This window comes from Streptomyces sp. NPDC058650, from assembly GCF_042717315.1.
In the GTDB taxonomy this organism is placed as follows: Bacteria; Actinomycetota; Actinomycetes; order Streptomycetales; family Streptomycetaceae; genus Streptomyces.
Genome location: NZ_JBHXRL010000010.1, coordinates 195043 through 222011, shown reverse-complemented (window position 1 = coordinate 222011; position 26969 = coordinate 195043). Strand labels below are relative to the sequence as shown.

General features: G+C 72.4%; 24 protein-coding genes. 11 read left to right on the top strand and 13 right to left on the bottom strand.

Annotated elements, in window-relative coordinates; translation table 11 throughout:
• Positions 1–10 precede the first annotated feature (10 nt).
• The gene (locus ACFWWU_RS20305) at positions 11–1564 is read left to right on the top strand and encodes a cellulase family glycosylhydrolase (protein WP_384147181.1); all 1554 of its coding nucleotides are present in this window, start codon (positions 11–13) and stop codon (positions 1562–1564) included.
• A 47-nt stretch (positions 1565–1611) separates the two neighbouring features.
• The gene (locus ACFWWU_RS20300) at positions 1612–3357 is read left to right on the top strand and encodes a glycoside hydrolase family 6 protein (protein ID WP_384147180.1); all 1746 of its coding nucleotides are present in this window, start codon (positions 1612–1614) and stop codon (positions 3355–3357) included.
• A gap of 372 nt (positions 3358–3729) precedes the next feature.
• On the opposite strand, the gene ACFWWU_RS20295 is transcribed toward ACFWWU_RS20300, so the two are convergent.
• A complete protein-coding gene (locus ACFWWU_RS20295) occupies positions 3730–4779 on the bottom strand; it encodes a LacI family DNA-binding transcriptional regulator (RefSeq protein ID WP_384147247.1) in 1050 nt (349 codons plus the stop codon).
• A gap of 332 nt (positions 4780–5111) precedes the next feature.
• Between ACFWWU_RS20295 and ACFWWU_RS20290 the strand changes: the two genes are divergently transcribed.
• The 4 genes from ACFWWU_RS20290 (at position 5112) to ACFWWU_RS20275 (ending at position 9987) form a co-directional block, all read left to right on the top strand.
• A complete protein-coding gene (locus ACFWWU_RS20290) occupies positions 5112–6455 on the top strand; it encodes an ABC transporter substrate-binding protein (protein WP_384147177.1) in 1344 nt (447 codons plus the stop codon).
• Positions 6456–6543: 88 nt separating this feature from the next.
• Positions 6544–7554, top strand: coding sequence for a carbohydrate ABC transporter permease (locus ACFWWU_RS20285; RefSeq protein WP_384147175.1), 1011 nt, complete (start codon positions 6544–6546; stop codon positions 7552–7554).
• A gap of 4 nt (positions 7555–7558) precedes the next feature.
• The gene (locus ACFWWU_RS20280) at positions 7559–8476 is read left to right on the top strand and encodes a carbohydrate ABC transporter permease (RefSeq protein WP_384147173.1); all 918 of its coding nucleotides are present in this window, start codon (positions 7559–7561) and stop codon (positions 8474–8476) included.
• A 68-nt stretch (positions 8477–8544) separates the two neighbouring features.
• Positions 8545–9987, top strand: coding sequence for a GH1 family beta-glucosidase (locus tag ACFWWU_RS20275; RefSeq protein WP_384147171.1), 1443 nt, complete (start codon positions 8545–8547; stop codon positions 9985–9987).
• Between the two features lie 60 nt (positions 9988–10047).
• Here ACFWWU_RS20275 and ACFWWU_RS20270 read toward each other — a convergent pair whose 3' ends face one another.
• The gene (locus ACFWWU_RS20270; RefSeq protein ID WP_384147169.1) at positions 10048–11250 is read right to left on the bottom strand and encodes an erythromycin esterase family protein; all 1203 of its coding nucleotides are present in this window, start codon (positions 11248–11250) and stop codon (positions 10048–10050) included.
• 58 nt (positions 11251–11308) lie between these two features.
• Here ACFWWU_RS20270 and ACFWWU_RS20265 point away from each other — a divergent pair, with 58 nt between their 5' ends.
• Together ACFWWU_RS20265 and ACFWWU_RS20260 are read left to right on the top strand one after the other, a co-directional pair.
• Positions 11309–12073, top strand: coding sequence for a TioE family transcriptional regulator (locus ACFWWU_RS20265; protein WP_384147167.1), 765 nt, complete (start codon positions 11309–11311; stop codon positions 12071–12073).
• A 152-nt stretch (positions 12074–12225) separates the two neighbouring features.
• Positions 12226–13119, top strand: coding sequence for a glycerophosphodiester phosphodiesterase (locus ACFWWU_RS20260; RefSeq protein ID WP_384147165.1), 894 nt, complete (start codon positions 12226–12228; stop codon positions 13117–13119).
• Here the strand turns inward: ACFWWU_RS20260 and ACFWWU_RS20255 are convergent.
• Genes ACFWWU_RS20255 through ACFWWU_RS20240 form a run of 4 tightly spaced genes read right to left on the bottom strand, consistent with a single transcriptional unit; the run spans position 13109 to position 16382 of the window.
• Positions 13109–14203, bottom strand: a complete 1095-nt coding sequence (locus ACFWWU_RS20255; RefSeq protein WP_384147163.1) for a CU044_5270 family protein — start codon at positions 14201–14203, stop codon at positions 13109–13111. The two genes, ACFWWU_RS20260 and ACFWWU_RS20255, sit on opposite strands and share 11 nt — an antisense overlap.
• Positions 14200–14862 (bottom strand): RNA polymerase sigma factor, encoded by a 663-nt coding sequence (locus tag ACFWWU_RS20250; protein ID WP_384147161.1) that lies wholly within the window; start codon positions 14860–14862, stop codon positions 14200–14202. The genes ACFWWU_RS20255 and ACFWWU_RS20250 overlap by 4 nt, the downstream gene beginning before the upstream one ends.
• Before the next feature lie 45 nt (positions 14863–14907).
• Positions 14908–15426: an HD domain-containing protein gene (locus tag ACFWWU_RS20245; RefSeq protein WP_384147159.1), complete on the bottom strand. Its 519-nt coding sequence runs from the start codon at positions 15424–15426 to the stop codon at positions 14908–14910.
• A gap of 8 nt (positions 15427–15434) precedes the next feature.
• Positions 15435–16382, bottom strand: a complete 948-nt coding sequence (locus ACFWWU_RS20240; RefSeq protein ID WP_384147157.1) for a hypothetical protein — start codon at positions 16380–16382, stop codon at positions 15435–15437.
• Positions 16383–16510: 128 nt separating this feature from the next.
• On the opposite strand from ACFWWU_RS20240, the gene ACFWWU_RS20235 reads away from it, so the two are divergent.
• Complete coding sequence (locus tag ACFWWU_RS20235) at positions 16511–17176, top strand: class I SAM-dependent methyltransferase (RefSeq protein WP_384147155.1); 666 nt, start codon at positions 16511–16513, stop codon at positions 17174–17176.
• Positions 17177–17240: 64 nt separating this feature from the next.
• On the opposite strand, the gene recQ is transcribed toward ACFWWU_RS20235, so the two are convergent.
• Positions 17241–19262 (bottom strand): DNA helicase RecQ, encoded by a 2022-nt coding sequence (recQ, locus tag ACFWWU_RS20230; RefSeq protein ID WP_384147153.1) that lies wholly within the window; start codon positions 19260–19262, stop codon positions 17241–17243.
• Between the two features lie 159 nt (positions 19263–19421).
• On the opposite strand from recQ, the gene ACFWWU_RS20225 reads away from it, so the two are divergent.
• Complete coding sequence (locus ACFWWU_RS20225) at positions 19422–20519, top strand: TauD/TfdA family dioxygenase (RefSeq protein WP_384147151.1); 1098 nt, start codon at positions 19422–19424, stop codon at positions 20517–20519.
• On the top strand, positions 20516–21064 hold the full coding sequence (locus ACFWWU_RS20220) for a phosphonate degradation HD-domain oxygenase (RefSeq protein WP_384147149.1): 549 nt from the start codon (positions 20516–20518) through the stop codon (positions 21062–21064). The genes ACFWWU_RS20225 and ACFWWU_RS20220 overlap by 4 nt, the downstream gene beginning before the upstream one ends.
• Positions 21065–21098: 34 nt before the next feature.
• Here the strand turns inward: ACFWWU_RS20220 and ACFWWU_RS20215 are convergent, their stop codons facing one another.
• From ACFWWU_RS20215 to ACFWWU_RS20190, 6 genes are all read right to left on the bottom strand, one after another.
• On the bottom strand, positions 21099–21854 hold the full coding sequence (locus tag ACFWWU_RS20215; protein WP_384147147.1) for a GntR family transcriptional regulator: 756 nt from the start codon (positions 21852–21854) through the stop codon (positions 21099–21101).
• A 25-nt stretch (positions 21855–21879) separates the two neighbouring features.
• On the bottom strand, positions 21880–22533 hold the full coding sequence (locus ACFWWU_RS20210) for an HAD family hydrolase (RefSeq protein WP_384147145.1): 654 nt from the start codon (positions 22531–22533) through the stop codon (positions 21880–21882).
• The gene (locus ACFWWU_RS20205) at positions 22530–23609 is read right to left on the bottom strand and encodes an ABC transporter ATP-binding protein (RefSeq protein ID WP_384147143.1); all 1080 of its coding nucleotides are present in this window, start codon (positions 23607–23609) and stop codon (positions 22530–22532) included. Before ACFWWU_RS20205 ends, ACFWWU_RS20210 begins: the two co-directional genes overlap by 4 nt.
• The gene (locus ACFWWU_RS20200; protein ID WP_384147141.1) at positions 23606–24457 is read right to left on the bottom strand and encodes an ABC transporter permease; all 852 of its coding nucleotides are present in this window, start codon (positions 24455–24457) and stop codon (positions 23606–23608) included. Before ACFWWU_RS20200 ends, ACFWWU_RS20205 begins: the two co-directional genes overlap by 4 nt.
• Positions 24445–25317 (bottom strand): ABC transporter permease, encoded by an 873-nt coding sequence (locus ACFWWU_RS20195; RefSeq protein WP_384147246.1) that lies wholly within the window; start codon positions 25315–25317, stop codon positions 24445–24447. The genes ACFWWU_RS20200 and ACFWWU_RS20195 overlap by 13 nt, the downstream gene beginning before the upstream one ends.
• A 133-nt stretch (positions 25318–25450) precedes the next feature.
• Positions 25451–26602 (bottom strand): extracellular solute-binding protein, encoded by a 1152-nt coding sequence (locus tag ACFWWU_RS20190; protein ID WP_317601105.1) that lies wholly within the window; start codon positions 26600–26602, stop codon positions 25451–25453.
• Positions 26603–26969 lie beyond the last annotated feature (367 nt).

Below are 26969 nucleotides of genomic sequence, written 5' to 3'. Positions count from 1 at the left end.
GGACTCGCTCATGCGACATCCCCCACGTCTTTCCGCGCTGCTCGCAGGAGCAGCGCTCACGATGGCGAGCACCGCGCTCGCCGTCACGGGTACGGCCTCAGGAGCCGCGGCCGCACCCGTCTGCACGGTGGAGTACTCGGTCGTCGGCCAGTGGGCCGGCGGCTACCAGGGTGCCGTCACCGTCACCAACAACGGTGCCGCGCTGAGCAGTTGGAGCATCGGCTTCGACTTCCCGGCCGGCCAGGTCGTCAGCCAGGGCTGGGGCGGCAAGTGGTCCCAGTCCGGCGCCTCCGTCACGGTCGTGAACGAGAGCTGGAACGCGGCGCTCGGCACGGGCGCCGACGTGACGGGCGGCTTCATCGCCTCCTGGACTGGCGCCAACACGGCCCCCACCGCCTTCACGCTCAACGGCACGCCGTGTGACACGGACGCGCCTCCGACTCCGACACCCACGCCGACAGCCACGACGCCGACACCCACTCCCACTCCCACCGACCCGACGACTCCCCCGACCACTCCCCCGACCTCACCCCCGCCGACTCCGGTCACTGGTGCACCCGAACTGGGCGTCACCGGGAACAAGTTCACCGACCAGAACGGCGCGGTACGCCGCCTCCTCGGCGTCAACCGCTCCGGCGGCGAGTTCATGTGCGTCCAGGGCTACGGCATCTGGGACGGTCCCGTCGACGACGCCTCGGTCAAGGCCATCGCCGACTGGAAGGCCAACACCGTCCGCATTCCCCTCAACGAGGAGTGCTGGCTCGGCCTCGACAACATCAAACCCGAGTACCGGGGCACGAACTACATCAACGCCGTGAAGGACCTGGTGAACAAGGTCATCGCGCACGGCATGACCCCGGTGGTCGAACTCCACTGGACGCACGGCCAGTACACGGGCAACTCCGCGGGCTGCGCCGACGTCCACGCCTCCTGCCAGAAGCCGATGCCCAACGCGCAGTACACGCCCGCGTTCTGGACCTCGGTGGCGAACACCTTCAAGAACGACAAGCGGGTCGTCTTCGACCTGTTCAACGAGCCCTACCCGGACCGGGCGACCTCCACCGCGACCCAGGCCTGGTCCTGCTGGCGCGACGGCGGCACCTGCCCCGGCATCGGATACGAAGTCGCCGGCATGCAGGACCTGCTGGACGCGGTCCGCGCCACGGGGGCGAAGAACCTCGTCCTCGTCCCGGGCATCGCCTACTCCAACGACCTGAGCCAGTGGCTCACGTACCGCCCCACTGACCCGGCGGCGAATCTGGCCGCCGCCTGGCACGTCTACAACTTCAACACCTGCTCCAACGAGACGTGCTGGAACGACACCCTCGCCCCGGTAGCCGCACAGGTACCTCTACTGGCGGGCGAGATCGGTGAGAACACCTGCGGACACGCGTTCATCGACCGCGTCATGAAGTGGTTCGACGACCGCGGCCTCTCGTACCTGGGCTGGACCTGGAACACATGGAACTGCAACTCCGGTCCCGCGCTGATCAGTTCGTACGACGGCACACCCACCGCATTCGGCATCGGGCTGCGCGACCACCTGCGCGACCTCACCCCGTGAAGTCCCGGAAAGTCCTCGAAATCCCCCTGGAAGGAACCCCCACCCGCATGAGCCGCACCCGAAGCACCAGCCGCACCGCCCTCCTGGCGGCGCTCGGCCTCATCACGGCCACCGGCGCCACCGCCACCGTCCTCAGCACGGCCACCGCCGGCGCCGCAGCCCCCGGCTGCAAGGTCGACTACCAGGTCACCAACCAGTGGAGCACCGGCTTCGGCACCAATGTGACCGTCACCAACACCGGTGACCCGGTCTCCGCCTGGACCCTCGAGTGGACCTACGCCGGCAACCAGCAGGTCACCCAGGGCTGGAACGCCACCATCACCCAGTCCGGCGCCGCCGTCACCGCCAAGAACGTCTCCTACAACGGATCCCTGGCGACCGGAGGCTCCACCTCCTTCGGCTTCAACGGCTCGTACAGCGGCACCAACGCCGTGCCCGCCACCTTCAAGCTCAACGGTGTCGTCTGCAACGGCGCCACCGAGCCGACGACACCCCCGACCACCCCGCCCACCACCCCGCCGACGACCCCGCCGCCGGCCGGGACCAAGGCCGACAACCCGTACGCCGGCGCCAAGGTGTACGTGAACCCCGAGTGGGCCGCGAAGGCCGCCGCCGAGCCGGGCGGCACCAAGGTCTCCGGCCAGCCCACCGGCGTCTGGCTGGACCGGACCGCCGCGGTCAACGGCTCCGCCACCTCCATGGGTCTGCGCGCCCACCTCGACGAGGCCCTGAAGCAGAAGGGGTCCGGCGAGCTCGTCGTCCAGCTGGTCATCTACAACCTGCCCGGCCGCGACTGTGCCGCGCTGGCCTCCAACGGCGAGCTCGGCCCGACGGAGATCGGCCGCTACAAGACCGAGTACATCGACCCGATCGCCGCGATCCTCGCCGACTCGAAGTACGCGGGCCTGCGGATCGTCACCACGGTCGAGATCGACTCGCTGCCCAACCTGGTCACCAACGTCTCCGGACGCCCGACGGCCACACCCAACTGTGACGTCATGAAGGCCAACGGCAACTACATCACCGGTGTCGGCTACGCCCTCAACAAGCTCGGCTCGATCGGCAACGTCTACAACTACGTCGACGCCGGTCACCACGGCTGGCTGGGCTGGGACAGCAACTTCGGCCCCTCCGCCGAGCTGTTCAAGCAGGCCGCCACGGCCGAGGGCTCCACGGTCGGCAAGGTGCACGGCTTCATCGTCAACACCGCCAACTACAGCGCGCTGAAGGAGGACCACTTCAAGATCGGAGACTCCGTCAACGGCACCTCCGTGCGCACGTCGAAGTGGATCGACTGGAACCAGTACACCGACGAGCTGTCGTACGCCCAGGCGATGCGCGACAAGCTGGTCTCGATCGGCTTCGACAGCAACCTCGGCATGCTGATCGACACCTCCCGCAACGGCTGGGGCGGCACCCAGCGGCCCACCGGCCCGGGCGCGCTGACCAGCGTCGACACGTACGTCAACGGCGGTCGCTACGACCGTCGCATCCACCTCGGCAACTGGTGCAACCAGTCCGGAGCCGGTCTCGGCGAACGGCCCCAGGCGGCGCCCGCCGCGGGTATCGACGCGTACGTCTGGATGAAGCCCCCGGGCGAGTCCGACGGCGCCTCCAAGGAGATCCCCAACGACGAGGGCAAGGGCTTCGACCGGATGTGCGACCCGACGTACACGGGCAACGCCCGTAACGGGAACAGCATGTCGGGCTCGCTGCCGGACGCCCCGCTCGCGGGCAAGTGGTTCTCGGCCCAGTTCCAGGAGCTCCTGAAGAACGCCCACCCGGCGCTGTAACACCCCTCGAAGGGGGTGCCGCGCCCGGATCCCTCGGGGTCCGGGCGCGGCACCCCGGCGAGGACCGGAGGAAGGCCGGACGGGCCGAGGACCGACCCGTCCGGCCTTTCGCTCTCCGCGACTCCGCCGACTGCCCGCACCTCCAGAACGGAGGGGACGGCCGCGAGCTGTGGCACGCGGCACGCAGCCCGGCGCTCGACGCCCTCGCCGACCGGGACGTCCTCCGCATCCGTGACGGCGGTGTCGGCGGCGCGCTCGCGGTCGCCGACGGAATCGGCATCGTCCTCGAGGCCGACGGCGGCGCGCCCGCCGTCAGCGCACGAGCGCTGGTGACGGAAGCTCCGCCGGGCGTCGCCGGGACCCGGCGGGCCGTCAGGAGGAGCCCCGTACCACCAGCTCCGTGGGCAGGACCCGCCTCGGGGCGCTCTCCGGGGCGCCCGCGACGTCCTGGAGGAGCATGCGGGCCATCGTGCGGCCCATCTCCTCGATGGGCTGCCGGACGCTCGTGAGCGGCGGGTCCATGAGCCGGGCCACCGGGGAGTCGTCGACGCCGACGAGGGCCACGTCCTCCGGGACGCGGCGCCCCGCCTCGCGCAGCACGCTCCGCGCCCCGGCCGCCATCACGTCGGAGGCGGCGAAGACGGCGTCCAGATCCGGCCTGCGGTCGAGCAGCAGCCGCATGGCCCGCCGGCCGCCCTCCTCGGTGAAGTCGCCGGCGGAGACGAGGGCCTCGTCCGGGGTGTGGCCGGCCTCGGCGAGCCCGGCGCGGTAGCCGCCGAGCCGGGCGCGGGCCACGTACATGTCGAGGGGCCCGGTGACGGTCGCGATACGGGTCCGTCCGCTGCCGACGAGGTGGGCGACGGCCGCGCGCCCGGCCCCGATGTTGTCGGAGTCGACGTACGGCACGGGCTCGGCCTCCGAGCGGCGCCCGTTCATGACGACCGGGAGGCCGAGCTCGCGGATCCGGTCGGGCAGCGGGTCGTCGCCGTGGACCGAGGCGAGCAGCACCCCGTCGACGCGCTGGGCGGCGAGGTACTGTTCGAAGCGCTGCCGCTCCTGCTCGCTGCGGACCAGGGTGAGCAGCAACTGCTTGTCGGCATCGGCCAGTTCGGCGCTGACGCCACGGATGAGGTCAAGGAAGTAGGGCTCGGCGAAGAGTCGGGCCTCGACCTCGGGGATGACGAGCGCGATCGCGTCGGTGCGGCTGCCGGCGAGGGCGCGGGCGGCCTGGTTGGGGACGTAGCCGAGTTCGGCGACGGCTCTGGCGACGGCCGTTCTGGCCTGTTCGCTGACCCGGGGAGAGCCGTTGATCACCCGGGAGACCGTTCCCCGGCCGACCCCGGCCCTGGCCGCGACCTGCTCCAGGGTCGGTCTGCCGCTCTGCCGTCCGTTCACAACCGCCGAACTCCCCTCGTAGGACATCGTGCTGCTCACCCACGCCGCAACGGGAATGGGAGCGCTCCCACACTAGTCCACCCGCCTCCCCTCACGCCATGAGCATGCGTTCAGGAGATGACGACCCCAGCCCCGCGCGGCCCCGGCGAAACCCCCGGAAAACCTTCCGGTAACGAATCCGCGTTCATGTCTTGACACCCGCACCCGCCAGGCAGCAACCTTCCGGCAACGACGTGGGAGCGCTCCCATTCGGGGCGCACACAGCCTGTACCGGGTCCTGGCGGGCAGCCGCCGAGCCGCGATCAGCCGGCCGGACCTCTTGGCGCACAACGAGCACCACCTTGGACGAGGAGAGTGGAATGCGCACTTCCAGCAGCAGACGCGGACGCCGTGCCGCGATCGCGGCGGTCGCCGTCGTCGTGACCGGTACGACCCTGCTCACCGGTTGCGGCAGCGACAGCGACGACAACGGCGGCGACGCCCAGGGCGGCGGCAAGATCACCCTGCGGGTCGGGACCTTCGGTTCCTTCGGCTACGACGACAAGACCGGCGCCAAGCTCTACGCCGAGTACGAGAAGTCCCACCCGAACATCAAGATCGAGGAGACGAACGTCTCCGACGGCCAGAAGTACTGGGACACGCTGAAGCTGCGCCTGGCCCAGAACAACGGCCTCGCCGACATCCAGGCCGTCGAGGTCGGCTACATCGCCGAGGCGACCGGCGAGACCATGGCGGACAAGTGGGTCGACCTGAGCAAGGAGGGCGGCGCGGACATCGGCGCCTTCCTTGACTGGAAGGTCAAGCAGGCGACGACCGCGAGCGGCAGCGTCATCGGCCTCGGCACCGACATCGGCCCCATGGCCATCTGCTACAACAAGGAGCTCTTCGCCAAGGCCAAGCTGCCGACCGAGCGCGATGCCGTCGCCAAGCTGTGGGCCGGCGACTGGTCCAAGTTCATCGAGACCGGGAACACGTACAAGAAGGGCGCGCCCGCCGGCACCGCCTTCCACGACTCGGCGAGCGGCCTCTTCAACGCCGTGATCTCCAGCGACCCCGTCCAGTACGCCGACGCGAGCGGCAAGCTGGACTGGGAGAACAGCCCCGGTGTGAAGAAGGCCTGGGACACCGCCGTCGCGGCGAGCAAGGGCGGACTCACCGCCAAGCTGCGCCAGTTCGACGAGAAGGGCACCTGGAACGCCGCCTTCAAGAACTCCAAGTTCGCCACGGTCGCCTGCCCGAGCTGGATGACCGGCATCATCAAGGACCAGGCCGGTGCCGCCAACCAGGGCAAGTGGGACATCGCCGCGCCGCCGGTCGCCGGCAACTGGGGCGGCGCCTTCCTCGCCGTGCCGAAGGCCGGCAAGCACACCAAGGAGGCGGCCGAGCTCGCCGCCTGGCTGACGGCCCCGGAGCAGCACGCCAAGGTCTTCGCGGTCAACGGCAACATCCCCTCGTCCAAGGACACGCTCACCTCCTCGGCGGTCCAGGACGCCAAGCTTCCGTACTTCGGCGACACCCCGGTCGGCAAGATCTTCTCCTCCGCCGCCGCCGGAATCACGCCCGCCGTCATCAGCCGCTGGGACGGCCAGGTGAAGACCTTCCTCACCGACAACGGCATCCTCGACATCGAGCAGCGCGGCACCGACCCGGCCAAGGCCTGGGAGAACGTCAAGAAGCTGGTCGACGACAAGATCGACCAGTAGCGGGGGCCGCGTGCCGGTCCGCCGCCCGCGGGCGGCGGACCGGCACCGTCCGCACCACCGCACGCATCGACCCTGGAAGGACGCCCCAGTGGCCACCTCCGTTCGGGCGAAGCCGGACGGCTCGCAGCCGCCCGCCGCACCGCCCTCCTCCCCCGGCCCGCGCGGCCGCCGCCGCTCCTCCTCTTCCGGCGGCTGGCGCAGCACGCTCTACCGCTGGGACATCAAGGCGATCCCGTACGTCTTCATCGCCCCGTTCTTCCTCACCTTCGCCGCCTTCGGCCTCTTCCCGCTGATCTACACGGGCTGGCTCTCGCTCAACCGGGTCGAGCTCGGCGGTGAACCGCAGTGGAAGGGCCTGGAGAACTACACCGACCTGGCGACCAGCGAGTTCTTCTGGAACGCGCTCGCCAACACCTTCACCATCGGGGTCATCGCGACCGTCCCCCAGCTGCTCATGGCCCTGGGCCTGGCGCACCTGCTCAACTACAAGCTCCGCGGCCGCGGCTTCTTCCGGATCGCGATCCTCGCCCCGTACGCCACGTCGATCGCGGCGGCGACGCTGGTCTTCGCCCAGCTCTTCAACACCGACTACGGGATGATCAACACCGTCCTCGACTGGTTCGGCGTCGGCCCCGTCCAGTGGGAGTCGTCCAAGTGGCCGGCGCAGATCGCGATCTCGGTGATCGTCACCTGGCGCTGGACCGGCTACAACGCCCTGATCTACCTGGCCGCCATGCAGGCCGTGCCCCAGGACCTGTACGAGGCCGCCTCCCTCGACGGGGCGTCGCGCTGGCGGCAGTTCATCAGCGTCACCATCCCGTCGATCCGGCCGACGATCCTCTTCACCGTCGTCGTCTCCACCATCGGCGCCACCCAGCTCTTCGGCGAGCCGATGCTCTACGGCGGCAGCGTCGGCATCAGCGGCGGCAGCGGCAACCAGTTCCAGACGCTGAGCCTGCTGATGTACGAGAAGGGGTGGGTGAACAACGCGCTGGGCCAGGCCTCCGCCATCGCCTGGATCATGCTGCTGCTCCTTCTGCTCGTCGGCGGCGTCCAGGCGCTCGTCTCCCGTCACAACCGCAAGAAGCTGGGAGGCTGACCCCATGGCCCGCACGCTCGACACGACCATCGAGGCCAAGGCCTCGCGCCTCCCGGAGCCTCCCCGCCCCGGGCGCCGATTCCGCCAGACGGCCGGCCGGCAGCACCACGCCGGACCCCTGACCTACGTCCTGCTGGCCGTGGCCGCCGTGGTCTCGCTCTTCCCGCTGTACTGGAACCTGGTCGCCGCCTCCCACAGCGGCGAGCGCGTGGTCCAGGCCCCGGCACCGCTGCTGCCCGGACCCCGCCTCCTGGACAACCTCAGCTTCGCCTGGAACCAGGTCCACATGGGCGAGGCGCTGATCAACACCACGGTGGTCGCCGGTCTCGTGGCCGCCTCCACCGTCGTCTTCTCCACGCTCGCCGGCTTCGCCTTCGCCAAGCTGCCGTTCCGAGGGCGCGGCATGCTGCTCTCGCTCGTGGTCGCCACGATGACGATCCCTCCGCAGCTCAGCGTCATCCCGCTGTACCAGATCATCACCGACCTCGGCTGGTTCGACCAGCTCCAGTCGGTCGTCCTGCCCTCGCTCGTCGCCGCCTTCGGCGTCTTCTTCATGCGCCAGTTCCTCGTCGAGGCCCTGCCCATCGAGCTCGTGGAGGCGGCCCGCATGGACGGGGCGCACAGTCTGCGCGTGATCTGGCACGTGGTGTTCCCGGTGGCCCGGCCCGCGATGGCCGTGCTCGGCATGCTCGTCTTCGTCCAGGCGTGGAACGACTTCTTCTGGCCGTTCATCGCCCTCACCCAGGACGGCAACCCCACCCTCCAGGTGGCCCTCGCCGGCCTCGGAGCGGGAAACCACACAGTGGACCACGCCGTCGTCCTGACGGGCGCGCTGATATCCACCGTGCCGCTGCTGCTCGTCTTCGCCTTCCTCGGCAAGCACATCGTGGGCGGCATCACGGCCGGCGCCGTCAAGAGCTGAGCAGCCGCGCCCGCTTCGCCCCGCACCGAACGTACCCACCCCCGTACCCGCGTTGGGAGCGCTCCCCTATGACCGCGTCCGAAACCCGGCCGCTCACCGCCACCCGCTCGTTCCCGCCCGACTTCCTCTGGGGCGCCGCCACCGCGGCGTACCAGATCGAAGGGGCGGCAGCGGAGGACGGCCGTACGCCGTCCATCTGGGACACCTTCTCGCACACCCCCGGCAAAGTCTTCGAGGGCCACACCGGTGACGTGGCCGTCGACCACTACCACCGGTTCCGCGAGGACGTCGGCATCATGTCCGAACTGGGCCTGAACGCCTACCGGTTCTCCGTCTCCTGGTCCCGCGTCCAGCCCACCGGACGGGGTCCCGCCGTCCAGAAGGGCCTGGACTTCTACCGGGCGCTCGTCGACGAGCTGCTCACCGCCGGGATCACGCCGGCCCTGACGCTCTACCACTGGGACCTCCCCCAGGAGTTGGAGGACGCCGGCGGCTGGCCCGAGCGGGCGACCGCCGAGCGGTTCGCCGAGTACGCCGGGATCGTCGCCGACGCCCTCGGCGACCGGGTCACCCGGTGGACCACGCTGAACGAACCCTGGTGCAGCGCCTTCCTGGGATACGGCTCCGGTGTCCACGCCCCCGGCCGCACCGACCCGGTCGACTCCCTGCGGGCCGCCCACCACCTCAACCTGGGGCACGGCCTCGCCGTCCAGGCCCTGCGGTCGGCGCTCCCGGCCGACCGGCAGATCGCGGTCTCCCTCAACCTCCACGAGGTGCGCCCGCTGACGGACGGGGCCGAGGACCGGGACGCGGCCCGCCGCATCGACGCCGTCGGCAATCGGATCTGGCTGGGTCCGATGCTGGACGGCGCCTATCCCGAGGACCTGCTCGCCGACACCGCGCACCTCACCGACTGGTCCTTCGTCCGGGACGGCGACACGGCCGCGGCGCACCAGCCGCTGGACCTCCTGGCGATCAACTACTACACGCCGACGCTGGTTTCGCACGTACCGGCGGGTGCGGAGAAGCCGCAGGACGACGGTCACGGCAACAGCGAGCACTCGCCGTGGCCCGGCGCGGACTCCGTCGCCTTCCACCGCGCGCCGGGCGAGCGTACGGCGATGGGGTGGCCTGTCGACGCGAGCGCGCTGTACGACCTGCTGAGCCGGGTCTCCGCCGCGTACCCGGACCTCCCGCTGGTGATCAGCGAGAACGGCGCCGCGTACGAGGACGAGGTCGACGAGGACGGCTCGGTGCACGACCCGGAGCGCGCCGCCTACGTGCACGCGCATCTGGAGGCCGTGCACCGCGCGCTCGAGGACGGGGTGGACGTGCGCGGCTACTTCCTCTGGTCGCTGCTCGACAACTTCGAGTGGGCGTACGGCTACGCGAAGCGGTTCGGCGCGGTCCGGGTGGACTACGACACGCTGGAGCGCACCCCGAAGTCCAGCGCCCGCTGGTACGGGCGGGTGGCCCGGTCGGGCGAACTGCACGCCCCGTACAGCGACTGAGGCGGAGGCGCGGGCGGGCCGTACCGGATCACCGGCACGGCCCGCCCGGCCGTATGCCGCCTATCTCTGCGGCATGTCCTTGACGAACACGATTCCGTCGCTGTCCGCCAAGTGGGCCGGGTCGAAGGGGGCGTAGCCGAACCAGGGAGATTCTCGCGGTGCGGGCCGTTCGTCGCCGAGGGCGGCCGCCAGGCGCCGGGCGTCGATGACGCAGCGGTCCTCCGGGAGCGCGTACAGGAGTCCTTCGAGGGTGTCCGGCGGGGGCGCGTCGACTCCCTGATGCCGGATGGTGCCGAGGGCCGTGGCCACGAAGGCGTACTCCTCGCCGAGCCGGGCGCTCACCAGGGCACCGGCGCTCCACCACTCCAGCAGTGTCCCTCCCATCCGCACCGAGCTCTTCTCCCGCTGGAGATGGGAGTTGTGGGCGTGGACGAACACCGGTCCCCTGGCGGCGACGGCGAGGAGGTTGTGCGCCATCATCTGGTCCCGCAGGCCCACCAGCCGGCTCAGGCGGGCTGGTGAGGCGTCGGCCATCCAGTGGTGGTAGCGCAGCAGGCCGACGGCGGTGCGCCCGTGGAGGCACGCCCGGTCCCACTCCTCCGGCGAGGACGCCGCGCGCAGGTGGGGCCGCTGCGCGTCGAGGAGCGCCGCCAGATCGTCGGCGAGCAGCCGCAGTTCACGGGCCTCGGCGGACTGCCCCACGGACCGGGCCGGGTCCCTCATCGCGGCGGGATCGGTCCACCGGTCGTCGGTGCCGAGCAGGCGGTCGAGTGTTTCCGCGGTGCAGGGGAAGAGGTCCGCGTCGAGCCGGGCGGCGAGATAGGCGTGGAGCGCGGTGAGGGCCTGCCGGGGGCTCGCGGCGCCGGTGATCTCCAGCGGCCCGTCGAATCCGGCGAAGCGGAGGTGCTCGGACGCGGGCCGGCCGTCGTTGTGTGCGCGCATCCAGCGCACGAGCTCGCGGTTGGCAGCGGACGTGCCCCAGTCGTGGCTGAATCCGTGTTCCATGACCTCGTCGAGGGTGCCCGTGCCGGAGGTGACGTAGTCGTCCACGAGCAGGCCGGTCGTGCAGTCGCTCTCGATCGCGATCGTCCGGTACCCCTCCTGCTCGGCGAGCTGCCGGAAGAGTTCGTTGCGCAGGTCGAGGAGGGTGTCCTCGCGATGGGTGGGCTCGCCCAGGGCGAGCAGCCGGGGCCGGGCCGGGAGCAGCCGCATGACGGCGGCGGCCTCGACGGCCTGGACGGTGTCCTTGATGTCAGTCGCCATGGCTTCAACGCTATCGTTTAAGGCTCGGTGGAGACTTTTCCTCGATATCGTCGGGTTCATGGGGAGAAACCTTCAAAGCAGGGAGCGGCTCAGGCCGGTCGATCTGGCGCGTGGCCACGGTCTGTCCACGCAGGCGGTCAGGAACTACGAGGAGGCCGGGATCCTCCCGGCCGCCGGTCGCACACCCCACGGCTACCGCACCTACACCGCGCTGCACGCGGGGGCCCTGCGCGCGTTCCTCGCCCTGGTGCCCGGCCACGGCCACCGGACGGCGGCGTCGATCATGCGGGCCGTGAACGAGGGCGCGGTCGACGAGGGGTTCCGGCTCATCGACGAGAGCCACGCCCAGCTCCTCGACGACCGGCGGACCCTGCGGACCGTGGAGCGCGCCCTCCGCGACCTGGAGCCCGGCACGGCGCCCGAGGCCGGCACGGCCCCCGAGGCCGGCGGCACGTTCATCGGGCCGCTGGCGCGGAAGCTCGGAATCCGGCCCGCGACACTGCGTACGTGGGAGCGCACCGGGCTGTTGCACCCGCGCCGCGACCCGCAGACCGGTTACCGCGTCTACGACGAGGCGGACGTACGGGACGCACGGCTTGCCCACCAGCTCAGGCGGGGCGGGTACCTGCTGGAGCAGATCGCCCCGGTGATCGCGCAGGTACGGGCGGCCGGCGGGCCGGGGCCGCTGGAGGCCGCGCTGGGCGACTGGCAGGGCCGGCTGTCCGCCCGCGGACGGGCGATGCTGAACGGGGCGGCGGAGCTGGAGGCGTACCTCCGCGCGCGTGAAGGAGACCTCGGTCGCCGGCCGGGGCGGGTGGGGTGATGCCCGGCCGTTCCGGTCGCGAGGGTGTCGCTGCCGTGCCGCGCCGCGCCGTGCCATTCCGCGGTCATGTCGCGGTGGTGTCGACGATTCGTCACGCGCGGGCCGGTGTGTGGTCCTTGGCGCGTCACCCTCCGTACCTATGCTGTGCGTTCATGAATGACGGACGATCGACCGCGCCTCGGTCCCGGCGCCCCGGACGCGTCACCTACGGCTCGGCGGCCCTCGCCGCCGTTCTCGTGCTGGCCTCTCCCTCCGCCCTCTTCGCCGAGCCGGTGGCACATCCCGCGGGGAAGGCGGCGGCCCCGGCGGCGCCGACCGTCATCGCCCATCGGGGTGCCTCCTCCGCCGCCCCCGAGAACACCCTGGTCTCCGACGAGGTCGCCCGGCGGGGCGGGGCGAAGTGGATCGAGAACGACGTCCAGCCCAGCAAGGACGGTGTGCCGTACGTCCTGCACGACTCGACCGTCGACCGGACGACCGACGGCACGGGCGCGATCCGCTCCCTCACCGCCGCCCGGCTCGACGAGCTGGACGCCGGCTCGTGGTTCGCGCCCGCCTACGCCGGGGCCCGGATCCCGACCCTGGCCGCCCAGTTGGCGGACCTGCGCGCCCGTGGCGGGTACCTCCTCCTGGAGATCAAGGGCCGCCACAACCACGCCGAGGTCGCCCGGATCGTCCGGGACGTCCGAGAGCAGTCCATGAGCAGCCGGGTCTTCGTGCAGAGCTTCGACATCCCGACGCTCGAACTCACCCGCGAGCTCGCGCCCGAGCTGCCGCTCGGACTGCTGCGCGCCACCCTCGACGCGGACCCGGTCGCGCTCGCCGAGGACCTGGGCCTCACGGCGTACAACGTCTCGGACGCCGCGCTCGCCACCCGCCCCCAGGTCGTCCGTGACCTGCACGCCGCGGGCGTGGCCGTGAACGTCTGGACGGTCGACAAGCCCGCCCGCTGGAAGGCACTGACCGCCCTCGGCGTGGACGGGATCATCACCAACCGGCCGGCGGAGCTCACCGGATGGCTCGCGGGGCGCTCCCCTACGGGGTGACCTTCAGGTCGTCTGCCCAGGCCCTGACCATGATGGCGTGGGTGAAGACGACGGTGCCGGGCTTGATCAGTCCGCCGTCGCCGCCGTCCCCCTCGACCTGGACCGTGCGCTCCCCCAGGAACGTGAGGGTCTTGCTGTCGAAGATCCACTCGGTGCGCTGGCCGCTGGTCTCGTCGAGTCGCGCGACCGCCACGCCCTTGCGGCCGACGGCGTCGGTGGCGCTGTCGACCACGACCACCCCGGGGATCTTCGCGGCGGCCCGGTAGAGCGCGGCGGTGAGGCGGGGCGACGGCCAGCTCTCGACGAGGAGGTCGCCGATGGTGGTGAAGGCCTGCTGGTCCGGGCCGCGGCCCTGACCCTCGGTCTCCCGGTAGATCTTCCGCAGCAACGCGTCGGGATCGGTGGGAAGCGTGGCGAGGTACTCGTGCGAGGGCGCGCCAAGGTGCGGCTTCGGGACGTTGCCCTGTTCGTCGAGGCCCGCCAGGGTCATGCCCTCGGGTCCGGTGGTGCCCGGTTCGATCAGCCAGCCGTCGCGGCCGTCGGGGGAGCGCCAGGACTGCCGGGTGTGCAGGGGCTGGCTGACGAGGCGGGTCACGTCGCCGTCGGTCCGCACGTGGGTGTTCGCGGACCGGGTCTCGATGTAGACGTACTGGCCGGCGTGCCCGCTCGGGGCGTCGGCCTCGGCGGCGGCCAGCGAGATGCGGTCCAGGAGCCGGGGGGCTCCCTGCGGGTCGACGGCGCCGATCCGGGTGGTGAGGGCGGGGCCGGTGGCAAGGTCGACGCCGGTGCCGTCCGTGCCGCCCGGGGTGAGGACGAGCACGCCGACGACGAGTGCGCCGGCGAGCGCGGTCACGGCCGGCAGGAGGACTGCCTTCCGCAGGAAGGGGTTGCGCCGGCCCGGGGCGCGCTCGGGGCGTGCGGCGCGCGCTTCGGCGGTGGTGCGGCGCTCGTCGTGGATCTGGCTCATCAGGCGCTCCTTGTGGAACTGGTGACGGCCCGGAGGAAGCTCGCGCTCCTCGATCACCGGAAGGTCACCGGCCTCGTGCCGGGGTGCCGTGCGGGGGTCGGTCGGGTCGAGGTTCATCGGGTTCCCTCCTGTGCGGGCCGGACCGCGTTCATGCGATCACCTGTTGTCTGTCGGGGGCGCGGCGCGGGTTCCCGGATTTCCCGGACTTCCTGCGTCTCGCGGGCGAGTTCTTCCTCGGCTCCGGTACGGAGCTTGGCGCGGGCGCGCGAGAGCCGGGAGCGGACGGTGCCGACGGGGACGCCGAGGGCGGCGGCGACCTCGGTGTAGGCGAGGCCCTCCCAGAGGCAGAGCACGAGGACCTCGCGTTCGGTGCGGCGGAGCGTGCCGAGCGCCCGCAGCGTGGCCGCGATGCGGCGCCGGTCGTCGAGCCGGCCCGCCACCTCGGAGGCGTGGTCGGGCATCGCGGCCTCGGCGGCGCCGGCCGCGGCGTACGCGGAGGCGGCCCGCCGGTAGCGCCGGTTGCCCCGGCAGTGGTTGCGGGCGACGTTGGTGGCGACGCCCAGGAGCCACGGCCGGAGCGATCCCCCTTCGGGGTCGACCTTCTGCCGCAGCCGCCAGGCCTCCAGGTAGGTCGCCGCCATCACGTCCTCGGCCACCGACCAGTCGCCGGTCAGCCGGAAGGCGTGGTTGTAGACGCTCCGGGCGTGGGAGTCGAAGAGTTCGGCGAAGGCCGAGGGGTCCCCGGCCCGGATCCGTGCGCGCGTGTCGATGTTCACGACTGTCGTCTGTCCGGCTCACGGGACGGGTTCCCGTGAGCCGGGTCACATGCGACGGGCGGTCCGCGCGTGGAGTTCCGCCAGGAGGTCGGGGTTGACGACCGCCAGGATCGTCGCGATCCGCTCGGCGTCGGTCTCCGCCCACAGGATGTCCCGCGCGCCGCGGTACTTGGCGGCGAGCCGCTCGCGCCGGGCGGGAGGGAGCTCCGCGGCGCGGTCCGGGCGGCTGTTGTGCGCGTTGTCGGCGATCTTGACGAGGGTCGCTTCGGGGTCCTCGGCGATGAGGTGGAGCTTCGCCTCGTAGGACAGGCCCGGCCCGTTGGTGACGGCTTCGACGACGGCGACGACCCGGTCGGGGACGCCGGCGTCCCTGAGCCGCTCGGCGGTCCACGGGGTGTCCTCGATGATGTCGTGCAGGAGCCCGGCCATCACCAGCTCCTCGCCGAAGGGTTCGAGTCCCGCGGCGACGGCGCGGACGTGCTCGACGTACGGCACGCCGATCAGGTCGACCTGCCCGGCGTGCGCCCGCGCGACGAGTTCCTCGACCTCCGCGAGGCTCCTCACCCGCCGGCTCACCGCTCGCCCATGAACAGCTTCGGCAGCTGCATGGTGCGGTTCTGGTCGCCGGGGAGTGCCTGGGGGCTGTTGGCCCACTCCATGGTGACCATGGGGGTCGCGCCGCTGCCGGCGTCGACGGTGGCTCCCGCGAACCGCTCGCCGGAGGCGGAGGCTTCGGCGGTGGCCGTCCGCAGCGTGTCGGCCGTGCGTGTGGCGCCCTCGGCGGAGACGGTCAGCGCGCACAGCCGCTCGCGTGACGTGCCGTCGGCCTGGGCGGTGGCCCCGATGGCGTACAGGGTGACGTCCGGCGTCTGGCTCTCGCGGCCCTTGCCGTAGAAGGTCGCGTAGTACGTGTCGTCGCCGATGCAGCGGGCGACGGCCTGGTAGGCGGGGTCGTCCGCGACCGATGCCTTCGGCGCGGCGAGCGCGGGCGGGGGCGCGTCCGGCGACAGGGAGAGGGAGCGTACGGACGCCGAGACGGCGACCTGTCCGCCGTCCGGGTCCTTCAGGAGCACTCCGCCGTCGGTCGCGGCCTCGGTGTAGCCCAGCTTCTTCATGCCGGCGGTGACGGCGTCGACGTCGAAGCCGCCGGTGAGCCGCCATCGGTCGGAGCCGATCTGGAGCGAGGTGGTCACGTCGTTCTCGTCGAACCCGTGGGTCTCCTTGAGGGGGCGGCTCTCGTATCCCGCCTGCGCCACCTCGGGGATGCCGTACGTGGAGAGTCCGCCGTACAGCTTCTTGTCCCGCTTCACCAGCCCTCGGGTCGCCGCCACGTCCGTGTAGGTGAGGAGCGCGCCGGCGTCCGCCTCGGGTGCGGCCCCGAGCGCGGCGGTGAGTCCGGTCGCCGACCCGCCGGCCGCGTCCTCGGAGTCGCCGCCGCAGGCGGCCGCTCCGGCGCCCAGGACGCCGACGAGCGCCGTCGCGGCGAACCCTCGCAGGACCTTTCGCCCGTTCCCCGTCATTCACAGCCTCCGATGTCGGCTCCAGCGATCCGGGTGGTAAGGATCGCCTCAGAAGGGTAGTGGGTCCGCCGGACGGCCCGTCCTGGGGCCGTCCGGCGGGCCCTTGGGGTGCGAGGAAGGGAAGCGGCGTGCGGGAACACGGTGCGGAGCGGAAGGCCTTGTCGGCGGCGGAGCTGTTCGACGGCATGGGGATCGACTACGAGCGGGCTTTCGGGCGTCTCCCGGCGCAGCTGGAGGCGGTCGAGTGGCTCACCGGCCGGCTGGGCGCGGGGGCCCGCGTCCTCGACGTCGGCAGCGGCACCGGCCGGCCGGTGGCCGACCTGCTGGTCCGGTCGGGCTGCGAGGTGACGGGGATCGACGTGTCCCGGACGATGGTCGAGCTGGCCCGGACGCAGGTGCCGGGGGCCCGGTTCGAGCAGTGCGGCGTCCACGACTTCGAGGCGCCCGAGGGCGGCTTCGACGCCGTCTGCGCGTTCTTCCCGCTGCTCGTCATGAGCCGGGCGGAGGTGTCGGCCGCGCTGCGGCGGATGGCGGGCTGGCTGGCGCCCGGCGGCTACCTCCTGACGGCCACGGTCCCGGCGGACGTCGAGGACGTGGAGATCGAGTGGATGGGACGCCGGGTCAGGGTCTCCAGTTTCTCGGCCGAGGAGTACGTGCGCCAGATCCGCGAGGAGTGCGGGCTCGACGTCCTCCACCACGCCGTCTCCGTCTTCCAGCCGGACGACGAGCAGGCGGGCCCGGAGGAGCACGTCTTCTGCTACGCCCGCCGGGCGAAGGAACTGCCCGGCGGGTGACCCCGATTCCGGCGCACCGGTACGGGTCTCGGTACGGGTGCCGGTCCCGGTCCCAAGGAGGACGTCACTCGTCCCAGGGCGGCTCGAACTCGTCCATGTCGGCGGGCGGCTCGTCGAGGTCGAAGGGCGGCTCGTCGTCGTACGGCGCCTGACGACCGGCCGTCGCCCGGGGTGCGGCGGCGGGGGCGGGTGCCGCGGGGCTCACCGCGGCGGTCTCGGTCGCCGCGGCGGGGGTCCCGCATTCCGCCAGGGTGGCGAGGACGCCCTCGGCGTACTTGGTGAGCTTGGCCTCGCCGACTCCGCCGACGGTGCCGAGCTCCGCGACCGTGGTGGGGAACAGCGTCGCGATCTCGCGCAGCGTCGCGTCGTGGAAGACGACGTACGCCGGGACGCCCTGCTCGCGGGCCGTCGCAGCCCGCCAGGCACGGAGGGCCTCGAAGACCGGCACGGCGGCGGTGGGCAGGTCCACCGGCACGCGGGCGCTCTTCCCCGAGCGCGCCCCGGGCTCCTTGCGGGACGCGGCGGCGGGCGCCTTCTCCTTCCGCATCGGGACGGTGCGCCGGCCTCCCAGCACCTCGCCGCTGTCCTCGGTCAGCACGAGCGTGCCGTAGTCGCCCTCCACCGTGAGCAGGCCCTGGGCGAGGAGCTGCCGGACGACGCCGCGCCACTCCGCGGTCCCCAGGTCCGACCCGACGCCGAACACCGAGAGGCCGTCGTGGTCGAACTGGATGACCTTGGCCGTCTTCTTGCCCTGGAGGATGTCGATGATCTGCCCCGCGCCGAACTTCTGGCGCCGCTCCTTGGCCAGCCGCCACACCGTGGAGAGCAGCTTCTGCGCCGCGACCGTCCCGTCCCAGGACTCGGCCGGGGTCAGGCAGGTGTCGCAGTTGCCGCACGGCTCGCCCGCCTGCCCGAAGTACGCGAGGAGCCGTACGCGGCGGCAGTCGACCGTCTCGCAGAGCGCGAGCATGGCGTCCAGGTGCATGCCCAGGGACCTGCGGTGCGCCTCGTCGCCCTCGGAGCCGTCGATGAGCTTGCGCTGCTGGACCACGTCCTGGAGGCCGTACGCCAGCCAGGCCGTGGCCGGCTCGCCGTCGCGGCCGGCGCGGCCGGTCTCCTGGTAGTAGCCCTCGACCGACTTCGGCAGGTCGAGGTGGGCCACGAAGCGCACGTCCGGCTTGTCGATGCCCATGCCGAAGGCGATCGTCGCGACCACCACGACCCCGTCCTCGCGCAGGAAGCGGGACTGGTTCGCGGCGCGGGTGCGGGCGTCCATGCCCGCGTGGTACGGCACGGCGTCGATGCCCTGCTCCGCGAGGGCCGCCGCGGTCTTCTCCACCGACGACCGGGAGAGGCAGTAGACGACGCCGGCGTCCCCGTCGTGCTCGGTCCTGATCAGCTCGAGGAGCTGCTTGAGCGGGTTGTTCTTCGGCACGATGCGGTACTGGATGTTCGGCCGGTCGAAGCCGGCGACGAAGTGCCGGGCGTCCTCCAGACCCAGGCGCGCCGCGATCTCGGCGTGGGTGGCCTCGGTGGCCGTCGCGGTCAGCGCGATCCGCGGCACCTTGGGCCAGCGCTCGTGGAGCATCGAGAGCGCCAGGTAGTCGGGCCGGAAGTCGTGGCCCCACTGGGCGACACAGTGTGCCTCGTCGATCGCGAAGAGCGACACCTTCCCCCGGTCGAGCAGCCGCTGCGTGCCCTCGGTCCGCAGCCGCTCGGGGGCCAGGTAGAGCAGGTCCAGCTCGTCCGCGAGGAACGCCTGCTCGACGGCCTGCCGCTCGTACGGATCCTGCGTCGAGTTCAGGAATCCGGCCCGCACCCCGAGGGCCCTGAGCGCGTCCACCTGGTCCTGCATCAGCGCGATGAGCGGCGAGATCACGACGCCCGTGCCGTCTCTGACGAGCGCCGGGATCTGGTAGCAGAGCGACTTTCCGCCGCCGGTCGGCATCAGGACGAGCGCGTCGCCGCCGCCGACGACCTGCTCGATGATCTCCTGCTGCTCCCCGCGGAAGGAGCTGTAGCCGAAGACGCGGTGGAGCACCTGCGAAGCGTCGGAGAGCTGGGCGGATTCGTCGGAAAGGACCATTCGTGAAGCCTAGCGGCCGCCGCCGACACCCTGGCACCGTCCGCCGGAACCTGTGGACAACCGCCCTCGCCGCCGTCCATCCGGCCGTAACCCCCCGGCCACCGATGACTGCGAGGCTCACGCCCGAACGAAAGTTGTCTGTACAACTTGGAGACCTTCATGGTGTCACTCACCTCCGCCTCCCCCCTGTGGCTGCGCGACAACTGCCCCTGCGCGGATTGCCGGGACCCCCGCAACGGCCAGAAGCTGTTCCAGATCACCGAGCTCCCCGGCGCGCTCGCCGTCGACGCCGTCCACGACGCCCGCACGCCCGACGGCGACCCGGCGCACGAGGTCGTCTGGGCCCCCGACGGACACCGGTCCGTCTACCCCGAGACCTGGCTGGCCGACCACCTCCCCGGCTCCGCCGCCGCCCCCGGCGACGGCCGCACGGAGGACGACAAGGAGCTGTGGGCCGCGAGCCGCTTCGCCGGCGGGCTTCCCGAGGCCGACTGGGACGCCTACCGCGCCGACCCGGCCGTCCGGGCCGCCGCCCTCGACTCCGTCCTGCGCCTCGGCTTCGTCCTGCTGCGCGGGGTCCCCGGCCACGACCGCCAGGTCCTCGACGTGGCGCGGACCTTCGGATACGTACGCGAGACGAACTACGGCGAGCTCTTCGAGGTGCGCGTCGAGGCCGACCCCAACAACCTCGCCTTCACGGGCGCCCGCATCACCCCGCACACCGACAACCCCTACCGCGACCCCGTCCCCACCCTCCAGCTGCTCCACTGCCTCGTCAACACCGCCCAGGGCGGCGACTCGGGCCTCGTCGACGGCTTCCACGCCGCTGCCGTGCTGCGCGCCGAGGCACCGGAGGCGTACGAGACCCTCACGCGCGTCCCCGTCCCCTTCGCGTTCGCCGACGAGCGCACCGAGCTCCGCGCCCACCGCCCGCTGATCGGCACCGACCCGGTCGGCCGGATCCGCGAGATCCGCTTCAACAACCGTTCCATCGGTACGCTGCGGCTGCCCGCCGACCGACTCGACGCCTTCTACGCCGCCTACCGGCGCTTCGGCGAGCTGCTGCTCCGCCCCGAGCTCCAGCTGGACTTCCGGCTCGCGCCCGGCGACTGCCTGATCTTCGACAACACCCGGCTGCTGCACGCCCGGACGGCCTTCGCCGAGTCCGGCGACCGCCACCTCCAGGGCGCCTACGCCGACATCGACGGCCTCGCCTCCACCCTCGCCGTCCTGCGCCGGCGGGAGAGCACCCGGTGAACCCGCTCGACACCCTCGCCGGGCTCTTCGCGGGCGAAGGCAGCGCCGAGTACCTCGGCGAGGCCGTGACCCAGGCCGAGCACATGCTCCAGGCCGGCGCCCTCGCCGAGGCCGCGGGCGCCGCGCCGCATCTGGTCGCCGCCGCGCTCCTGCACGACGTCGGTCACTTCCGGGGCGCGGTCACCGGTCGCGACCTGATGGAGAACGGCACCGACAACCGGCACAGCCACACCGGGGCCGACTGGCTCGGCCGGTGGTTCGGGCCGGAGGTCACCGAGCCCGTCCGGCTGCACGTCGCCGCCAAGCGGTACCTGTGCGCCGTCGAGCCCGGCTACGTCGACCTGCTCTCCGAGGCGTCCGTGCACACCCTGGCCGTGCAGGGCGGGCCGATGACCGAGGCGCAGGTCCGCGCCTTCGAGGCGCACCCGGGGGCCGCCGACGCCGTCGCCGTACGCCGCTGGGACGAGCAGGCGAAGGACCCGGACATGGACACGCCCGGGTTCGCGCACTTCCGGCCCCTGCTGGCCGGGCTGCTCACCCCGTAGCCGCTCACCCCGGATCAGGTGAGGGGCCGCCGCTTCAGGAACCGAGCCGGCGTCCCAGCGCGCTCGTCGCCGTCGAACTCTGCATCGTGAAGGCCACCGTCCCCGGCAGGTAGCGGTCCTGGGACCACTCCACCGGGTTCCCGGCCGGGTCGGTGGAGTGCCGCCGCTCCCGCAGCAGCGACTCCCCGGCCCGGCAGCCGAGCAGCTCCGCGTCGTCGGCGTCGGCCGGCACGAGGTCGATGGTGTGCCGGGCGTCGGTGAACAGGACGCCGTGCAGCTCCAGTTGCTCCGAGTGCGAGACCGTGTCCGGCGGCATCCCGGCCACCAGCTCCCCGATCCGCTCCGGATACGTCGTCCGCTCCACCATCACCGGCGTGCCCGCGAGCGTCCGCAGCCGCCGCACCCGGTAGACGGGCGCGCCTTCCGCGACGCGCAGCTTCTCGGCCTCCTCCGCGTCCGCCGGGACCCGGTCGACGGCCACGATCCGGCCTCCCGGCTCCTCGCCGAGCGAGCGCGCCCAGCGGGTGAAGGAGCGCAGTTCGCCGAAGCTGTGCAGCCGGGGTCCGCCGAGCACCACCCGGCGCGAGCCGCGCCGTGAGGTGATGAGCCCGTCGGTCCGCAGCGCGGCGAGCGCCTGGCGGACCGTCCCCCTGGACACGCCGTAGCGGCGGGCCAGTTCGTCCTCGGCGGGCAGCTTGGCCCCCGAGCCGTACTCGCCCGCCGAGATGGCGGTCCGCAGATCGGCGGCGACCGTCAGATACAGCGGCGTCCTGCCCCGTCCCTCGCTCACCCGCCCACCCTGTCACGGACCGGGCTCAACGGACCAGGGAGATCAACATCTCGGGGTCCACGTCGGTCAACGAGTCGGCGAGCGTGACGCCTTCGGTGCCGGCGAAGTCCACGAGCGGTTCCGTCGAGGGCACGGCGAGCACCCGGCAGCCCGCGGCGATCGCCGACGCGACCCCGGTCGGGCTGTCCTCGACGGCCACGCAGCGGGCCGGTTCGACGCCGAGCGCCACGGCCGCCGCCAGGTAAGGATCGGGTTCGGGCTTCGTGCGTACGGTGTCCTCGGCGCCGAACAGCGCGTCGAAGCGGTGTCCGTCCAGGGTGCCCGCGACCTGGACGACGACCGCGCGCGGCGAGGCGGACACGAGGGCCGTCGGGACGCGGCGGGCGCGGAGCGCGGCGAGGAGTCGCAGGGCGCCCGGCCGGGGCACGGCGGCCACTTCCAGGCGGGCGGCGAAGTCCGCGCCCAGCTCGGCGGCGAGCTCCGCCGCCGGAGCGTCCAGGTGCTCCTGGAGCAGGGCGGCCGTGTCCTCCACCGAGCGCCCGGTCACCGCCGTGCGGTGCTCGGCGTCCAGGGTGCGGTCCCGGCGTGCGGCGGCCGCCTCGACGACGTCGAGCCAGACGCCTTCGGTGTCGACGAGCGTCCCGTCCATGTCGAAGAGGACGGCCTGGAGCCGGGTCACCGGGCACCGCCCGCGGCGGCGAGGACGACGGGCCGCCGCCGGGGCCGTACGGTCACGGCGACACCGGGCGTCAGCGCGGCGGCGGCGTGGGTCGGCACGTCGGCCTTGACGTCCGTACCGTCGGCCAGGGTGACGCGGACGCGGGTGGTGGGGCCGTGGAACGCGGTGGCGACGACGCGTCCCGTGCCGCCCTCCGCCGCTTCGATCTCCAGGGCCTCGGGGCGGACGAGTGCGGTGACCGGGCCGGCTCCGGCGGGGCCCTCGACGGGCAGCCGTACCCCGAGGACGTCCACGGAGCCGTCGCCGTCGGCGTGGCCCGGCATCCGGTTCATGGTGCCGATGAACTCGGCGACGAAGTCCGTCGCGGGGCGCTCGTACAGCTCGGTCGGCGAGGCGAGCTGTTCCAGCCTGCCGCCGTTCATCACCGCGACCCGGTCGGCCATGGACAGCGCCTCCTCCTGGTCGTGGGTGACGAAGACGGTGGTGATGCCCAGCTCCAGCTGGAGCCGGCGGATCTCCTCGCGCAGCGTCAGCCGCACCCGCGCGTCGAGAGCCGACAGCGGTTCGTCGAGCAGGAGGAGCCGGGGGCGCAGCGCGAGCGCGCGGGCGAGTGCGACGCGCTGCTGCTGGCCGCCGGAGAGCTGGTGCGGGAAGCGGTCGCCGTACCCGGCCAGGCCGACGAGTTCGAGCAGTTCGCCTGCGCGCGCCCGCCGTTCGGCGGTCCTGACCTTGCGCATCCGCAGCCCGAAGGCGACGTTGTCGGCGGCCGTGAGGTGCGGGAAGAGGCTGTACGACTGGAACACCATCGCCGTGTCGCGGCGGTCGGCGGGCACCGGCACGATGTCCTCGCCGTCCAGCAGGACCTGGCCCTCGTCGGGCCGCTCGAAGCCGGCGAGGACACGCAGCGCGGTCGTCTTCCCGCAGCCGGACGGGCCGAGCAGGGCGAGGAGTTCGCCGGGGGCGACGTCGAGGTCGAGGCCGTCGAGCGCGACGGCGGAGCCGAAGGACCGGCGCAGGCCGCGGATCCGGAGGGCGGCGCCGGTGCGCACCGGCTTGTCGAGGACGGTCGGGGTCATCGGGAGGTCTTTCCTTCGGAAGTACGAGAAGTACGGGAAGTACGGGAAGGGCGCGGTGTGCGGCGGCGGTTGCCCAGCGTCGTCAGCGCGAGCAGCAGCACCCAGGTCAGCAGCAGGCTCAGCAGCGAGACGGCCACGGAGAGCCGGGCGTCCGAGCCGGACGCCTGCACGATCCACACGGCGAAGGGCTGGAATCCGAGGAGCGAGGCGACCGTGAACTCGCCGAGCACCAGCGCGAGCGTGAGGAACGAGGCGTTCAGGAGGGTGCCCCGCAGATTGGGCAGGACCGCCGAGACGAGCGCCCGGGGCCAGGACGCGCCGCAGTCCCGCGCGGCCTCGACCAGGGTGCGTACGTCGACGGAGCGCAGCCCCGCGTCGAGCGCGCGGTAGACGAAGGGCAGTGCCATCACGGCGTACGCGAGGACGAGGACGAGGGGGAAGTCGGGGTTCTGGACGGCCACGAACGTCTGGTAGAGCGGGGTCGTGGACAGCTTCTCGGGGCCCCAGCGCAGGACGGTGCCGAGGCCGGCGGTCAGCGCGACGGGCGGCACGACCAGCGGCAGGGTGCAGACGACCTCCAGGACCGAACGCAGCCGGGGTGCCGAGAGGCGGGCCGCGACCGCCGCGGGGACGGTGACGAGGAGGACGAGGGCGACGGTCGCCGCCGCGAGCCCCAGCGAGAGGAGCAGGCTGCCGGTGAAGCCGGGCGCCGTGAAGATCCGGGTGTACGAGGAGAGGGTGAGCCCCTGCCCGGGGATGTTCACGGTGAAGACGGTGGAGGCGAGCAGCGGCACCAGGAAGTAGACCCCGGCGAGCAGGAGGACGAGGGGGCGTCCTAGGCGAGCCATCGGGTGCTCCTTCGCTGGAGGGGGAGGTGGACGGCCATCACGAGCGCCGCGACGACGACCATGTCGAGGCTGAGCGCGAGGGCGACGTTCTCCTGGCCGACGAGGACGTTCCCGGAGAGCGCGTCCGCGATCTGGAGGGTCACGAGGGGTACGGAGCTGCCGACCATGGCGGCGGCCGTCGCGTACGCGGCGAAGGCGCTGCCGAAGAGCAGCACGAAGCCGCCGAGGAGGGACGGCAGCAGCACCGGGAGGCCGACGTGGCGCCAGTACTGCCAGGCGGAGGCGCCGCAGTCGCGGGCCGCCTCCCGCCACTGGACGCGCAGTCCGTCGAGTGCGGGTGCCACGGTCAGCACCATCAGCGGCACGAGGAAGTACAGGTAGGTGAGGGCGAGGCCCCAGAAGCCGTACAGCGACCAGCCGTGGTCGGCGAGGCCCAGGCTCGTGGTGAGGACGCCGGCGTTGCCGAGGGTGGCGACGAACGCGAAGGCGAGGGGTACGCCGCCGAAGTTGGCGAGTACGCCGGAGGCGGTGAGCACGGCCTCGCGGAGGGCGCGGCCGCGGGAGGAGACCACGGCCTGGGCGAGGAGCAGCCCGAAGAGGGTGCCGGCCGCGGCGGTGAGCGCGGACAGTTCGATGCTGCCGATGAGGGCGGTGCGGTAGGCGCCGTCGACGGACCGGGTGAGGTTGTCGAGGCCGTACGAGCCGTCGGCGACGGTGAAGGCGCCGTCGGTCATGGCGAGCGCGGGCAGCCCGAAGGCGAGGCCCACGACGAGGAAGAGGGGCAGGGCGGCGAGCCAGGCGCCCGCGCGGGGGCGGCGGGCCCGCCGCGCGGGGGCGTTGCCGGCGGGGCCGTCGGTCATGGGGGAACCGGTGGTCTCGCGGGCCGGGCCGGGCGCGGCGGACGCGGGGCCGGCGCCCGCCGGGGCCGGCCGCGCGTCGTGCGCGCGGACGGCCCCGGACGGGGCGGTGGAGGAGTGCGGAGTCATCGACGGGTCACCCGGAGACGGCCGCGGACCAGCCCTGCGACAGGGTCTCCTTGGCCTTCGACGTCTGCTGCTCGGTGGGGAACTTCGGCGTGCCCGTGACCTTCGGCAGCGCCGCGGCGGCCGTCTTGTCGAGGGTGCCGTCCGCTTCCATGGCGGGCATGAGGACGGGCCGGGCGTAGCCCTTGAGCCACAGGTTCTGGCCCTCGGCGCTGTAGAGGTACTCCTGCCACAGGCGGGCGGCGGCCGGGTGCGGGGCGTCCTTGTTGACGGCCTGCGAGTAGAACTGGGCGTAGACGCCGTCCGTGGGGACGGCGACCTTCCAGTCGACGCCCTTCGACGCGAACTGCTCGGCGTAGCCGGCGTTCAGGTAGTCCCAGTCGATGGAGATGGGCGTCTCGCCCTTCTCGACCGTGGCGGGGGTCGACTCGACCGGGTTGTAGTTGCCGTTCTTCTTCAGCTTGCCGAAGAAGTCGATGCCCGGCTTGATGTCGTCGAACGAGCCGCCGTTGGCCAGGGCCGCCGCGTACACGCCGCCGAAGGCGGAGCCGGACTTGGTCGGGTTGCCGTTGAGGGCGACCTGACCCTTGTACTCGGGCTTGAGCAGGTCGGCGAAGGTCTGCGGGCAGACCTTGACGCGCTTGGCGTCGCAGCCGATGGAGACGTAGCCGCCGTAGTCGTTGAACCAGCGGCCCTGCGGGTCGCGCTGCGTCTCGGGGATCTTGTCGAAGGCGGCGACCTTGTACGGGGCGGTGAGGCCCTGCTCGCCCGCCGCCTGGGCGAAGGAGGCGCCGAGGTCGAGGACGTCGGGTGCGCGGTCCTGGCCCTTGCGGGACTTCACCGCGTTGATCTCGTCCTGGCTGGAGCCGTCGGGGTTCTCGACGTTCACCTTGATGCCGTACTTCGCGGTGAAGCCGTCGATGAGCGCACCGTAGTTCGCCCAGTCCCGGGGGATGGCGATCGCGTTGAGCGTGCCTTCCTTCTTCGCGGCGGCGACCAGGGCGTCCATGCCGCCGGCGTCGGCCGCGGAGGCCGCCGTGGCGAGGTTCTTGCCGTCGGCGCCGACGGCGTCCTTCGTGGGGGCGGCGCCACAGGCGGTGAGGGACAGGGCGGTCAGGCCGAGGGCGCCGACGAGGATCGCGGCGCGGGCAGCGGAGGTCACGCGTACTCCATGGGGGAAGGGGCGAGGCCAAGCTGTATGAACAACTGTTGTCCATACAACTCCTGCATTACGGGGGGCCTCGATGTCCCACCGGTGAACGCGGGGCGACACCCGCCCGACCTTTCCCCGGCGGATCGGGCCGACTCACCCCGTGCGCGCCTCGCACGCCCTACACACCTCGCACGTCTTGCACGTCGCCTGGTGGATCCGTCGCCCGAGTGGCCTGACGGACACCAGTCCCCGTACGGGACGACCCGTGAGGGGCAGCCACGACCCGGCTGCCTCTTCGGGCCTTGCGCAACCGGGCCTTGCCGGGCGGGCCTTGCCGGGCCATGCGCGACCGGGCGATCAGCCGGGAGGTTGGCGC